Annotated in this window: 8 protein-coding genes; 3 read left to right on the top strand and 5 right to left on the bottom strand. The window is 46.9% G+C overall.

Annotation, left to right across the window (positions count from 1 at the left end; translation table 11 throughout):
* Nucleotides 1-50 precede the first annotated feature (50 nt).
* Genes BLS44_RS09480 through BLS44_RS09465 form a run of 4 tightly spaced genes read right to left on the bottom strand, consistent with a single transcriptional unit; the run spans nt 51 to nt 6,853 of the window.
* Nucleotides 51-1,427, bottom strand: coding sequence for a SusE domain-containing protein (locus BLS44_RS09480; RefSeq protein ID WP_090389830.1), 1,377 nt, complete (start codon nt 1,425-1,427; stop codon nt 51-53).
* Between the two features lie 20 nt (nt 1,428-1,447).
* Nucleotides 1,448-2,257, bottom strand: a complete 810-nt coding sequence (locus BLS44_RS09475; RefSeq protein ID WP_176954367.1) for a SusE domain-containing protein — start codon at nt 2,255-2,257, stop codon at nt 1,448-1,450.
* A gap of 10 nt (nt 2,258-2,267) precedes the next feature.
* Nucleotides 2,268-3,857, bottom strand: a complete 1,590-nt coding sequence (locus BLS44_RS09470; RefSeq protein WP_090389828.1) for a RagB/SusD family nutrient uptake outer membrane protein — start codon at nt 3,855-3,857, stop codon at nt 2,268-2,270.
* A 20-nt stretch (nt 3,858-3,877) separates the two neighbouring features.
* The gene (locus BLS44_RS09465; protein ID WP_245729165.1) at nt 3,878-6,853 is read right to left on the bottom strand and encodes a SusC/RagA family TonB-linked outer membrane protein; all 2,976 of its coding nucleotides are present in this window, start codon (nt 6,851-6,853) and stop codon (nt 3,878-3,880) included.
* A 356-nt stretch (nt 6,854-7,209) separates the two neighbouring features.
* Here BLS44_RS09465 and BLS44_RS09460 point away from each other — a divergent pair, with 356 nt between their 5' ends.
* Nucleotides 7,210-9,804, top strand: a complete 2,595-nt coding sequence (locus BLS44_RS09460) for a DUF4961 domain-containing protein (RefSeq protein ID WP_090389827.1) — start codon at nt 7,210-7,212, stop codon at nt 9,802-9,804.
* A gap of 73 nt (nt 9,805-9,877) precedes the next feature.
* Here the strand turns inward: BLS44_RS09460 and BLS44_RS09455 are convergent, their stop codons facing one another.
* On the bottom strand, nt 9,878-10,567 hold the full coding sequence (locus BLS44_RS09455; protein WP_090389826.1) for an NUDIX hydrolase: 690 nt from the start codon (nt 10,565-10,567) through the stop codon (nt 9,878-9,880).
* Nucleotides 10,568-10,752: 185 nt separating this feature from the next.
* Between BLS44_RS09455 and BLS44_RS09450 the strand changes: the two genes are divergently transcribed.
* Both BLS44_RS09450 and BLS44_RS09445 read left to right on the top strand, forming a co-directional pair.
* Complete coding sequence (locus tag BLS44_RS09450; RefSeq protein WP_090389825.1) at nt 10,753-12,003, top strand: 6-bladed beta-propeller; 1,251 nt, start codon at nt 10,753-10,755, stop codon at nt 12,001-12,003.
* Nucleotides 12,000-14,882 carry an outer membrane beta-barrel protein gene (locus BLS44_RS09445; protein WP_090389824.1) on the top strand — a complete coding sequence of 961 codons (2,883 nt, stop codon included), beginning with the start codon at nt 12,000-12,002 and terminating at the stop codon, nt 14,880-14,882. The genes BLS44_RS09450 and BLS44_RS09445 overlap by 4 nt, the downstream gene beginning before the upstream one ends.
* The last annotated feature ends 101 nt before the right edge of the window (nt 14,883-14,983 follow it).

Below are 14,983 nucleotides of genomic sequence, written 5' to 3'. Positions count from 1 at the left end.
GTAATTGCCCGATATGGATCATACCGGGCAACTCAGGCCAGTAGCCGTGGCTACTGAATACTGTACGTATATTTCAGAGGATTACTTAAATCCAATGTGATGGTTTTAAGTCCGGCTGTTATGGGTATATTGCTTTTTCCATAGTCCAGGTAAGTTCCCGCTGCTCCCAGGTCTATATCCCAACTGTTATTTGCCCGGAACTTGAATTCACCCGTCGTCATGAGCACCGTTGCCTTCCATTTACCCGTTGCAACTTCATATACCATCGGCGTGGATTTATCCCAGCCTCCCGGCGTAGCGCTGCCAATAAGTCCCCAATCCGTTTTTGTAATGGTCCATGCTTTTGTATTCATATTCACCTTTAGCCGGTAATAGGCCCCCAGCGCCGGCCATTTTAAACTACCGCCCGCAGGATCCAGAACGCCGCCGGTTGCGGTAGAGGAGCCACCGTAATTGGTACCATTCCAATCTGCCTGGGAAGTCATCTTAAACTCACCATTACCCCCGGCAGGCACCCACGCATATCCTTCATAGTTTACACCATCTGAAGAAGCAATTTTGGGTGCGGCGGCAGGGTCCCACCCCTGAAAATCGCCGGCTATATACATATACAAGGTCATTTCAACCGGGGAGATCTTTAATGTTTGAACGGAAGAATAAGACACCTGGCCGGTACCACCCACCACGGCTTTTACCCGCATTTCAACCGCTCCGGTCGTATTTAGGGCAATACCGGAATTGGCAGCCATTTGGTACACCTCCAAACCGGTCAGCGAACGCCGGACCGAATCTGCCGCAATGACTATTTCTTTCGGGGCTGCAAAATTTGTTCCGGCTAATGCATACTGTATTATATAGGAAGCCTTTGAAGATCCGTAATCCGGGGCGTTCCAGGACAACACCGTAAAAATATGATCCTTTGTTGCCACCGTTGGGGTCAAAGGGCCGGCAGCCGATGCATTTAACGTAAACGGCACTGCATAAGCGCTTACCTTTACGTTCAGAACATTGGATATTTTCAAATCGTTGTTATTGGCATAAGATGATTTTACCCGGATCTCCAGGTCCGTTGCAGCACCATAACCAGCCCCCCAGGCGATCAGCATATTATTCAGGTCGGCACCGGGAACACCTATACCATATTGACCGCCATTTACTGTATAACTGAACGGCTTTGCAAAATGGGTGCCGTTGGGCGCTATCTCTACTACAAATTTATAGTTCGCTGTATCCACCGCCAGCCGGGGATCTGTCCAGCTAAGCACCATTACCTTTTGGTCTGCATTTGCTGCCGACAGTACTACCGACGTTGTGGAGGAGTTTAGCGTAACAGCTTCTCCCGGCTGATAATAAGGCAACGCCTTTTCTTTATTACAGGCCACAAAAGCCATCGCAAGCAGCAGGAATATAAGAATATGTTTCTTCATAATAATCGTTTCTATTGGTTTCAGATCTTGGTGACCGTGAATTTCCCTGTTTTAAAATCAACTGTTATTTTGTAGGTACCGGATACCGAAGGCGCGATCATGTCTCCTCCTTCCGGTTTAAAGTTATCCCCGGCCGGGTTATTGCTTCCAGAGTCTCCATCCGCACCATATTTAGCGCCCCAGCTGCCGTTAACAGGAATGAACAGGTAGGACCCTCCTGCGGTAAGCGGAATGGTAATCTCGAAATTCGTTGCATCTGCCAGGGTGAACTGCTGATCAGCCGGTACCGGGTTATTCCATCCCCCCGGTGTAGCATTGCCTACAATAAAGAGTTTTGCCGGCACAGGGTATTTCACATCGGCATAGGGGGTCGTTTTTACCGGTACAACATTCGAGTACAATGCAGCTGTTCCGGATATCGTCGATTTGATCCGGAACTCTACTACCCGCTCCGTTTCCGGCGCCACTCCGAGATCCAGTACCATCTTATTCAGCTCGGCAACCGTCAGGGTGGTTGCCAGGTCGTTGGTCACAGCTCTTTCAGAAACCCGCCCCTTAAATCCCTGGCCTGCTGTATCCACCTGCAGGGTATAGGTTACGTCCTGGGAGCTGATGCCGGTATTAAATTGATAATCAGGGTTCGTCCAGTTAAAACGAATGGCATCATTGGTTTTATTTTCAGAAAGTAATACGATAGCAGATGTTGAGGATGCGGATAATACCGGAGCGGTTCCACCTTCAAAAACAACCTGATGCTCATCTTTTTTACAGGCCGAAAAAAGTGTTAAAAAGGCAACCAAAACTGTCATTAAAAAATATATCTGTTTCATAGCAAATCGTTTAATAGCCATTATTTTGCGATAAATTACTATTAGAGCTTATATTGGCCGCAGGTACCGGGTAAATATTGTACTTGCTGTTCACCGCTGTTCCGCTGGCGACACCTCCTTTCCAGGGCCATAAATAGGTTCCGGTTGTAAGCAGGTTGTAGCGTACCAGGTCCGTTCTGCGGTGCGATTCCCAGTAAAGCTCCCGGCCTCTTTCATCAAGGACAAATTGCAGTGTAAGGTCAGAAAGATTGATGGAGGTGGCTCCGGCCCTGGACCGGATCAGGTTGACGTAGGACCGGGCTGTGGCCAGGTCGCCCCCGGTACCTCCCCGCAATACCGCTTCTGCATAAATAAGGTAAAGCTCCGGAAGCCGGATGATCGGGAAATCAATATCGGCAAACTCAGAATTCGGATCACTTACTTCTCCCCCATCCAGCCGGATGTTCCGGTACTTGTTAACGTGCAGCCCGTTTGTAAAATTCGTAACATCATCGATCTCCGCCTGGTTCAACGTAGCATCAAACTTACTGGTCTTAAACATGGCCCGTTTATCAGTATTACCGGAAAGATCCGGGAACAGCACGGCCAGCCCTTTTGTTGCCCTGTACCCGAACCAGCCCGAGTTGGCCCCGAACTCTTTATTATCGTCACCTGCCGCCGCATGAATGAAAAAAGTAGTATTTCCATAGGCCTTGCCGGTAAGCCCATCGCAGTTGGCCGTAAAAATGAACTCATCCCTGCCATTGATATTATTATCCGCCATAAACAGGCTCCTGTAATTATCCGCAAGCTTATACCCGGCATTGATCACATTCTTTGCATAAGTGATCGCCTCCGTATATTTCGGCGTGCCGGTATATACAACAGCATTCAGATACAGACGCGCCAGCAGCGCATTGGCTGCGCCCTGGTCAACCCTCCCGTACTCAACCGTTTTTGCCGGCGGCAGCTCCGTCAGGGCTGTTTTCAACTCGGTTTCTATATAAGCAAACAGATCCTTCCGCGAGATCTCCCGGGGCAAAAAATACCCGATCGGATCTGCTTCCGTAATAAAGGTCGATTTGCCAAACAGGTCCAGCATTACCCAGTAGTTAAATGCGCGCATAAAGCGGGCTTCGCCCCGTGTTGCCTTAATACCTGCCGCGTCTGCATCCGAAATACCATTGGCCTTCATTGCAGAATCGCTTGTCTGCCGGATGTATTCATTGATCAGCGTAATATTCCATATCGGCCGGGCATACATCCCTTTGAGGAACGGATCGCCGCTGGTAACTTTCAGGTTATGAAAATCCTGGATCGTCTGGTCATTCCAGGCAACTACTGCTTCATCTGTGGGCAGTTCCTGTGCATTAAAAAAAGCCCTGATGAACGGCACCTGCGAGCCTTCATCCAACCCGCCGCCAATATCCGGGTCTCCAGCAGGTCCCTGGTTTCCGGTGCCCGAGAGCGTTGCATAAATTTTTGCAAGAACTCCTTTATAGCCTTCGGTCGTTTTGTAAACCTCCCCGGGGGTCATTGCATTTGTTGGATAGATATCCAGCTTTTTTCCGCAGGAAAAAAGCGTTACCAGGCTAAATAGTGCGACTATATAATGTTTCATTTTTTGCTGAATTTATCGGGTTAAAAATCCAGGTTTGCCCCAAGAGAAAAAATTCTGGGTCTGGGATAGATATTGTTGTCCACGCCACTCGAATTGGCACTCTCCGGATCCGCTCCGGAATACTTCGTAAATACCGCAACATTCTGAACACTGGCATTAACCGACAACCGGAACCGGCTCTGGCTGATTTTTCCAAAGTTGTATCCCATATTGATATTATCAATCCGGAAGAAACTGGCGTTTTCAATATAGTAGTTGGAAAGGTATTGGTTATTTGCAAAGTTTGTTTCAAGGTAATTAGCACCCGTATTGCCAAGGGAGATAACCGGGTTCAGTACATTTCGTAACACCGCTGAATTAGCATTGTAGTTATTATAAAGATAGTTGCCGGCCATTCCATGCCCGGTGATGCCAACGCTCAGCTTTTTATAGGTAACGCCCGTGGCCATGCCAAATAAAAAGTCCGGTGCCGGTTTTTTATAGTAGCTATTATCCGCGTCGCTGATCTTTCCATCCCGGTTCACATCTTCATATAATCCTTCAATCGGTTTGCCCCCGGAGTCATAAACCTGCTGCCGTACAAAAAAGGTATAGGGCGCATAGCCCACTGCATGTATACCTACCTTATTGCCGGTTCCCCCGGTGATACCGCTAACGGGAAATCCTTTATACTCAGGATCCTTTACATTAGAATATAAAGCCTTGATCTCGGATTTGTTGTAGGTAAAGTTGAAATTCAGGTCCCAGGAAAAATCTTCATTTTTATAGGGTACCGTATTGATTGAAAATTCGAACCCGGTATTCTTTAGCTCACCAATATTCCGAAGTTGTGTAATATCAAAATTGGAGCCGGGTGCAATATCAACATAACTCAAAAGGTTTTTGGTCCGTTTGGAATAAACATCCATGGATCCGTTGATCCGGTTTTGTGCAAACGCGAAGTCGATCCCCGCGTTAAATGTACCGGATGTTTCCCATTTCAGGTCTTTGTTAAACGCTGTCGGACGGTAAAGCCTGTAAAACACATCCCCAAACTGGTATTGCGCCGAAGACTGTGACTGGTAGTACAATGGAAGGTAGCTGTTATAGGCGATACCATCCTGCTGACCGGTAATACCCCAGCCCAGGCGTAATTTCAATTCATTGATTGAAGTACTCTGGAAGAATGCCTCCTTCAGCTTCCATGCAAATGCAAAAGAAGGAAAGTAGCCCACCCTGTTTTCCCTGGAAAATTTGGAACTGGCATCTCTTCGCAAGGTAGCCGTAAGCAAATAGTTGCCGGCCATGGTAAAATTCAGCCGCCCCAGGTAGGAGTCGATCCCATACCCGTTCTTTACCACGGGATAATTGATCTCCTGCCCCGGCACTTCTTTTCCTGTCTGGTACAGGTTATAAAAATTATAGTCGGTCGTAAAGAAATCCTGGTACCCATGGCCCAGCAATGCATCGATCTTATATCCGTCCGAAAGGTCTTTCTGGTAGAAGAGCTGTACATCTGCCAACTGGCTTTTTTTGCTTTGCTTATACCGGGAAATATTACCTAATCCTGAAAAATCAGTCACCGAAATGGCCGATGTTGAATCCAGTATTGCGGTTCCGGAACCTGTGCTCTGATCAACACCCAGGTTCACAAGTACATGAAGATCCGGTAAGAAATGCAGCTTATAATCTAACTGAACATTGCCGATAAAACGATCCACTGAGGAGCGGTTATCCTTTAATTCCAAAAGGGCCACCGGGTTTCTTGATGCATTTTTGTTTACATCCCCGTTTGCCTGCACCCATTCATAAAAACCAGAGAAGCGGTTCCAGTCTTTACGAACGCTTTGCGTAGGATCAAACGCAACCGCAGCCCCGATGGCGCCTTCATCTGCAAAAACATTTTTTGTATTGGCATACTTGGCGTTAATATTTATACTCAGATGATCCTGGAAGAATTTCGGGTTAAGATTCAGCGCTGTTGTAAAACGGTCAAAATTATTTGTTTTAAGATTCCCCTGCTGTGTTAAATAACCTGCAGACAGCCGGTAAGGCAGTTTTACAGAAGTACCCAAATCGGCACGGCCCGATACGCTCAGGTTGTTATCAAAGCCGGCAGCAGAGCGATAGATCTCATTTTGCCAGTCGGTATTGGCCGTACCCAGCAATGGTATATAGGTATTGTTACCACTGGCATTTACGATATCCCTTATCTGGTCGCCGGAAAGCACGTCGATCTTTTTGGCAACCACTCCCAGCGATCCTCTTGTGTTGAAATTGAACCGGGGCTTTCCGGAAGCACCTTTCTTTGTGGTTATGATCATAACCCCGTTGGTGGCACGCGACCCATACAACGCGGTAGCAGAGGCATCCTTTAAGATACTGATGCTTTCAATATCATTGGGGTTAATGGTATTTAACAGGTTGGCCGATCCGGATACCGAATTTCCTTCAACCGGTACTCCATCAATAACGATTAACGGATCATTACTGGCATTTAAGGAAGCTGCGCCCCGGATCCGGATTTTACTGCCGCCACCTGCAGCACCGCCCCCGCTGGTTACCTGAAGGCCGGCAACTTTCCCCTGCAATAACTGCTCGGAAGATGCAATATTCCCTTTCTGGAAATCCTTGGCTGTTATCGCTGTTACAGCACCCGTTAAATCTGTTTTGCGACGGGTACCATAAGCAATGACGACCACATTATCCAGGTTGGTAATTTCCGGCACCAGCCTTACATTTAACTGTGCGCCCGCAATGGGCACCCGCTGCTCCGTATACCCGATCGATGAAAAGGTCAGGCGATCTGCCCTGCTATCCACAGCCACCCGGTAAGCCCCGGTCGTATCTGTCAGCGCGGCTATATTGGTTCCCACCACCGTAATGGTTACACCCGCCAGCGGCTGCCCCGTTTTTGAGTCGGTAACAATACCCGTTACGGTCCTGGTCTGTGCATTTAAAACAGCAGGCAACCATAACAGTACAAGAACCTGCATTACTGCAAACAATCTTCTCATGTACATAGACAAACAATTAGGTTAATTCTAAAACAAAAGTGTACTAAATACACATTAAATAAAACAGGCAACAAAAATAGATAATATTATGTGTACAAAGTACACATTTTACAAAAAAAATTTAGCTCCGCCGCAGAAGTTCCACAAAACATTAATATACAGCACTTTGCAACTCAATAAACCTCCTTGTTATCCGCATCTGAAAAAGTATTGAAAAAATTTTATTCCTCTTTTTTTGTAAAATCCCGCTTACATTTGTGTATAAAGTACACATTATGGAATACCATGAACCTTTGGCATTCCATCTGACCAATAAAAATCGTTCCGCCCGGCGGAACAAATAAAAAAATAAACAGATGAAACGATTCCTTTTGCCGTTGCTGATCGCTGTCATATGCCTGGGCTGTAAAAAGAATACTCCATCCGACACACCCGGTACCCTAACGCCTCCTCCGGTACAGGCAGGCATTACCGGGCTGATCACCACGGATAAAGCCTTTCCTGCCGCAGACGAAAATTTTAAGCTGGTGTTTGATCCCGCAAAAGGCAATAAAGCCCTTAGCAGTTTTACCGGCGACGTTTATGTACACGCCGGCGTGATCACTGATAAAAGTACCGGCAACAGCGACTGGAAATACGTGAAAAGCAGTTCGTTCACCACCCCTGACCCTGCTGCCAAGATGACCCGGCAGGCAAACGGAACTTATTCCATTGATATAAAACCCCGGACGTTCTTTAGCGTGCCGGCAGGTGAAAAAATTTTTAAAATAGCTCTGTTATTCAGAAACGGAGATGGCACCCTGGTAACCCGTAATGCGGATGGCAGTGATATATACCTGCCGGTTTATGATCCCAACAACCTGAATGTACGCTTTTCTGCCCCGGAGCTGCAACCCACTTATATCGAAAAACCAGTTATTGAGATCCTGAATACCGGCCAGGAACTCACTGTTACCGCAACGGCATCAAAACCGGCCAATCTTGTGCTGAGTCTCAACGGAACCTCCATTGCCAATGCCTCCAATACTACTTCCATTACCGGCAAAGCAATGCTTACACAGGCTGGCGTACAAACGATCCGCATCAGCGCCAACAACACGGCCGAAGCATCATTTACGATCCAGGTAAAGGGAACGGTACAGATTGCCGCCCTGCCTGCCGGCGCCAGGCAAGGCGTTACCTTTACCAACAACGGCACATCCGCCACCTTTGCATTGTATGCCCCCGGGAAAACATTTGTAACGGTTGCCGGCGATTTTAATAACTGGGCCCCCGATGCCGCTGCATTTATGAAACGTACGCCCGACGGCAATACCTGGTGGACCACTATTGACGGGCTGGATGCCGGCAAAGAATACGCTTATCAATATTGGGTAGATGGTACACTTAAAATAGCAGACCCTTATACGGAAAAGATCCTGGATCCAGTAAATGATCCGCATATCCCTGCCACCAATTACCCGGGCCCCGGTAATTATCCCGCCGGGAAAGCAACCGGCATTGTAAGCACTTTTAAGGGCAACCCCGCCCGCTATAGCTGGCAGTACAACGGGTTTACCCGCCCCGCCAAAAGCAACCTTGTTATTTATGAACTCCTTTTGAGGGATTTTATGACGGCTAACAATTATCAAACACTTGCAGATACCCTTAACTACCTGGGCAACCTGGGAGTAAATGCCATTGAACTGATGCCCGTAACCGAATTTGAAGGCAATGAAAGCTGGGGCTATAACCCCTCCTTTTATTTTGCCCCGGATAAATATTACGGTTCCAAACAGGACCTGCAGCGGTTTATTGACCTCTGCCATGGCCGGGGGATCGCCGTGATCCTGGATATGGTGCTGAACCATTCCTTTGGCCAGTCGCCCATGGTGCAGCTTTACTTTGACGCTACTGCGCAAAAACCTTCGGCCGACAATCCCTGGTTCAATCCTGACCCGAAACACCCTTTTAATGTGGGATACGACTTTAACCATGAATCAGCGGCCACCCAAAGCTTTGTAAAAGATGTACTTCAATTCTGGATGCAGGAATACAAAATAGACGGCTTCCGCTTCGATCTTTCCAAGGGATTTACACAAAAAAACTCCGGTACTTCCGAAGCAAACGTAGCGGCCTGGAGTGTCTATGATGCCGCGCGCATCGCTATCTGGAAGACCTATAATAATTTTATAAAAAGCATCGACACCCATAATTTTTACGTCATCCTGGAGCACTTTGCGGCAGATGAAGAGGAAAGAGAGCTGGCAGCTGCAGGTATGATGCTCTGGAACAACCTGAACTATAATTTTAATGAAGCCAGTATGGGATGGCTTGCCAATTCAAACTTTTCCAGGGCCGATTATAAAACGCATGGATTTGATAAAGCCGATGCACTTGTAACTTATATGGAAAGCCATGATGAAGAACGTATGATGTTCAAAAATACCAGCTATGGCAACGGTTCCGGGACTTACAATATCAAAGATCTTACTACCGCTTTAAAACGGCAGGAGCTCTGTGCCGCCTTTTTATTTTCCATACCCGGGCCCAAGATGTTATGGCAGTTTGGAGAGCTGGGGTATGATATTTCCATTGATCAGAATGGCAGAACCGGTGCCAAACCGGTTTTATGGCAGTATAATACCCAACCTGCCCGCCTGGCATTAAAAAGCAGGTTTGCCAGCATGATACAGCTGAAGAAAAACAACCCGGTTTTTAATACCACAGATTATACCTACAATTTTGCAGGGCCGGTAAAATATATAAAACTGCAGGATGGCACCAATACGGTAGTGGTGGTGGGTAATTTTGATGTAACCCCGCAAACGGCCACCCTGGATATGGGGAGCAGCGGTACCTGGTACGATGCCGCCAGCGGGGGACAGTCTTTCCCTGTTGCCGGCAGCAATTACAACCTGGTACTGACACCCGGGGAATATCATATTTTTTCAAAAAATCCTTTGCAATAATACCGCGAAAGGCGTTTGCCGGAAAGCAGTTTGGCCGCGCAATGCCTCCTCCGGACCAGGGGCCTTATGCCCCTTACCGGATATATTTTTTATTAAACTTATACAACTTCCCGGGACGGTGCGGTACGTTATCCTCCATTTCATTAAGATCTACCAGCCAGTTCTTGAGGGTGATCTTTTTCCGGAAATTCCTGCGATCAAGTGGTGCGTTCAGGATGGCTTCGTACACTTCCTGCAGCTCTCTCAGGGAAAACTTCTCATTGAGCAGGTTGTGCACTACCGGGTGTTCTTCAATTCGCCCACGCAGGTGCTGCAGGCAGGTAGTTAAGATGTCTTTATGATCAAACGCGAGTTTATAAGCCCCCTTTACTGGATGCCAGCGCAGATCATTATTATTGATCTTCAGTTTGTGATTATTGATATTGACCAGCGAATAATAGGCTGTAGAAACAACCCTGCCGGAGGGGTGCCTGTTTACGGCACCAAACGTATGCACCTGCTGTAAGAACACATCATCGAGGTCAGTTCGCTCTTTCAGCACCCGGTAAGATGCTTCATCCAGGTCTTCATCCGGCCTCACCAGGTCGCCCAGCAGCGAATACATACCGGCAAATTCTTTCAGGTCCGATTTGATCAGGAGCACTTTCAGCTCCTTTTCTTCATATCCGAAAATGACGCAATCTACAGATACAGCGATCCTGAAATATTCCAGGTGGCTGCTTTTCTCCAGCGCGGCCGTTTTAAGACTTGAACTTTTACGCATTGTTTTTGTGATGGCTGCAAAAGTACAATTTGCAACATAAAATTTTGAAGTTTACACTTATTTTCAGCAGATCCGTCTCCTTTATAAAATTAACAACCGATCGTTTGTTGATCACAATAAAAAGTTAAAGCCCCTACGACAATGTCGTAACATAAAAATCCGGGGTATCTTTCGCAAAACTTTTTATGAGACGTTTTTTGATCGCTGCCTGTATCCTGCTGCTTAAACTGCCGGCCCTTGCACAGGACCAATCACTGTATATAGTGCCCGAAAGCGCGCTGGGGATAAAGGCTTCCAACCTTTTTTCGGAAATCCGGCTGATCCCGCTGGAAACCACCGGCGGCAGCTACTTTAATAATATGGCCGATTTCCTGGTAACCCCCGACCGCCTGATCTTTACAGACAACGAATCTAACTCCATTCTCGTATTTAACAAGGAGGGAAAGTTTTTATACAAGTACAAAAAGAAAAAATACAAGCTGGGGGGGCTGCAATACAGCTACGCCAAGAATGCGGTGTTCTTTACAAGCTCCAATAAAAATTATACGATCCCCCTTCCCAAGGCCCAGCAAATGACCGAACACCCCGGCAACAGGGATTTTTCGAAGTATAGAAACATAGAGCTCCTGTACCTGGGCGCCAATGAAAATTACCGTATTGAAAAACTGCCGGTCCCTTATTACGCCCTCAGCTCCCTCTACTATATGAACGGCCGGTACCTGACGCAGAACAATCGTTACAATAAATATACAAAAGATACCGTGGCCTATCATTTAAACATTATGGATGGTAATAAAAAAACGGCTGCCTATTTCCCGTTCCTGAATGTGCCCAAGCTGCCACCGGATTTTGACGACATCCGCATCAATATTGACCGCACACAAAACGACAGCACGCTCTATATCAAAAAAGATTACGACAATACCATCTATAAGCTGGTCAACGATTCGCTTACACCGGCCTACCGGTTTGTATTCCCTGCGGCCAACACCATGCCTGCAACATTCTTTACCACTGCTTTCAAAAACAACATCGATTTTACCAACTACAAATCAAAATACGGCAAAGCGGCCCGGTCCTTTTTTAACATCCTTGATCTGCCTTCCGTTCTGTTCTTTGGCATGAATGATAACTCATGGGGATACAAACGTTATGTATTTAATAAAAAAACGTCCTCCTTATACGACCTTTCCAAAACCACCTCGGACAGCAGCACCTACTTCCTGCCCGCAGGTATTTTTTCAAAAATCAGCAATTATGATAACGAATATGTATACACCTTCGTTTCTCCCGGCGATCTGCTGAAAGAAAAAGCTGCGATCCTCGCAAAGTATAACAATACTCCCCCTCCTGTATTAAAGCAATTATTAGAAAGTACCGGTAAATTCAGTAACCCCATCATCATTCAATTAAAAGTTAATCCCGCTGCAAAATGAGACGCCTTATCCTGTTGACCCTGATCCTTATCCCCTCCCTGCTCTTTGCCCAAAAAAGGACCGGCGCCGTAAAGGGAACCCTGTATGACTCTATTAATGATTATGCTTTGCAGGCGGCTTCTGTTTCGGTATATAAGCAAGCCGACTCGAGCATCGTGGAATTCCAGCTCACTAATACGCAGGGCGAATTTGATATAAAAAATATCCCGGCAAAAACGGCGCTCTATTGCATTGTATCCTACACCGGGTACCGCCCCTTTGTCAAAAACTTCCAGCTGGACACTGTAAGCCTGGTTACCAATCTTGGCAAACTGTTTATGACACGCCAGGATAAGGACGAAATGGAGGAAGTCGTTATCAAAGCAGTACAACCGCTGCGCATGAACGGCGATACACTCGAGATCAACCCGGATGCCTTCAAACTGGATTCCAATGCCGTTGTGGAGGACATGCTGCTGCGGGTACCGGGGCTTACCGTATGGGGCGATGGCACCATTACCATGAATGGCCGGAAGCTGGAAAAAGTATACGTGGATGGAAAACCGTTCTTTGGCGGGGCGGCCCAGACCGCTACGCAGAACCTTCCGAAGAATGCGATCGAAAAGATCCAGCTTTACCAGGAGAAAGACGTTTCCAAGCTGACCAATACGGAAGAGAAAACAGACTCGCTTTATTCCATGAACATCAAACTGAAGGCCGACAAGAAAAAAGGCATGTTTGGTAAAGTAGGCGCCGGCTATGGTACCGATGACCGTTATACCGGCGATGGGGTGATCCAGGTTTACGACAAAAAGAACCAGGCCGGAATTGCCATTGGCATCAACAACATCAATAAGGAAGAGGGAACGGGCGAAAATGCCTTTATGGAAAATACCTTCAAGTCGAACTTCCGGTTCTTTTATGGGGGCAGGGGCAATGCCAACGACGGTATTACCCGAAGGACCTATGGCAACCTTAAATGGCAGCACAGTTTCTCCGAATCGGAGAACTCCCAGTTCTACAACCGTTTTACTACCGACTATGGCTTCCTCAATACCTCGAGGAATTATCTTTCCAACAGCAACAGTCTTCAAACCATCGACAATTATAAACTGACCACCCTCAGTAATAACAAAAGCACTAACGACAACACCAGCAATACGGTGAAGTTCCAGTATGAGAACCGGAAAAAATTCGGAAACTTTGTAAACATTAACGCCAGTTATACCAATCAGTACAACACCGGTACTTCCGATGCATTCACCGATGTGTTCCGGAATGACAGCATAGCGGCAAGCCGTACCAAAAGCAACAGCTATTCCCGCTCCAACAACAATAGCTTTAACATGTTTGGATGGGTGCGCTCCAACGATTTTGAGCTGCGCGATGATCCCCGGAAAAACTTTTCCGTCAACTTCGGCGCCAACTACAATGAAGCCATAAGCGACAGGAGCACCGTAAATACCTATGAGTCGCTGGTCGACAGCATTTATACCAATACCATCGACCGTAAATACCATAACTATAACAAAAACTATAATGCCAATATCGGCCTGAACTATGACGGGTTCCGGCAGTTCCTGTTTGGCATCTATAATTTTTTCAATATCAATATGTCGCTGATCAACAACGTCAATTTCTCAAGGAGCGAACAGGATGCGGTAGTCGTGGACCGGGACACCCTTACCCACCAATACGTGGCAAACAGGAACCTTACCAATACGAATACGCTGGATAACTTTTCCTATAACCCGGCACTTAACTTTAATAAGTCCTTCAATAAGTCTGTTTGGGGCAAATATTATTACTGGCTGAACTTTGGAGTGGACCTGCGTTACCAGTTCTTAAACCAGCGGAATGAGTCCAGCATCCACAACCGCAATATCGAACGGTCCTTCAATTCGTTCGTACCCTCACTGAATGCCAATTTCAACTACCAGAAGGAAAATGCGTTCCGCGTCTACTCTTACCTGTGGGCCAATATGAATCTGCAGCCACCTTCTATCGATCAGCTGTACCCTGTCGTGGACAGCACAGAGCGGTACTATGTAGTATCGGGCAACCCACTTTTAAAGGCATCCAACACCAAATACCTGAATTACAATTTTGACATCAGCCGGGCAAAACCCAATAGTAAAAGCAATTATGGAGCAAGGCTGGGCTTCAACTTCAACAGTACCAACAGGGCGGTAGGCGACAGCCTGGTGTACCTGCAGGACTCTTCCGGAAGAAGCATCCGCTACCTCATTAATGTAGACCATCAAAGAAGCATCGGAACCAATCTCAATCTTAATTTTTCGCACAATATCAATAAGATGAGCACCATCGGGCTTACTTACAGCCCTTCCTTCAATTACTCCATCCGCCCGGGATACATCAATCACCAGCTGTCTACCTCCAGGAACCAGACCCTGTCCAACAATTTCAATGTGCTTTATAACCTGATCGACAAGTTCAATATCAGCATTGGCGAAATCATTTCTACCAACCGCAATAACCAGTCGAACAGTACCCAGCAGGCCTCTGTGATCCGGAACTATACCACCACCAGCAATATCAATTATTTTATTACTAAATCCTTTACGCTTAATACCGCCATTAACTATCAAACCAACAAAGCCGCCAACAGGGACGCTGCAAGGGCCACCATCTGGAATGCCAATGCCATTTACCGTTTTATGCAGCAGAAGGCAGAATTAAAACTCTCTGCATTTGACCTGCTGCGGCAAAATAAAAACATCAGCAACTTTTTGGACCGCAACTCCGCTACGACCACCATCACCAACGGGCTGCAGCAATATTTTATGGTTACCTTTTCCTATTACCCCAGGAAATTTGGCGGCGGCAGGGGAAGGGTTCCGCCACCACCGTCGGGGCCAAGAGTCATCATGGTGCAGTAGGCTAGTTAAACGCTAAGGCAGGAAGAATATGCAGGGATATTTTCTCCTGAGTGCCGCCCCCGAAAATCCCTGCCAGCCCTGCGGTTGAAATCGGACCCTTT

It is taken from the genome of Niabella drilacis, assembly GCF_900101395.1.
Taxonomy (GTDB): Bacteria; Bacteroidota; Bacteroidia; order Chitinophagales; family Chitinophagaceae; genus Niabella; species Niabella drilacis.
The sequence above is the reverse complement of the archived record's forward strand: the minus strand, read 5'-3'. Positions and strand labels throughout refer to the sequence as shown.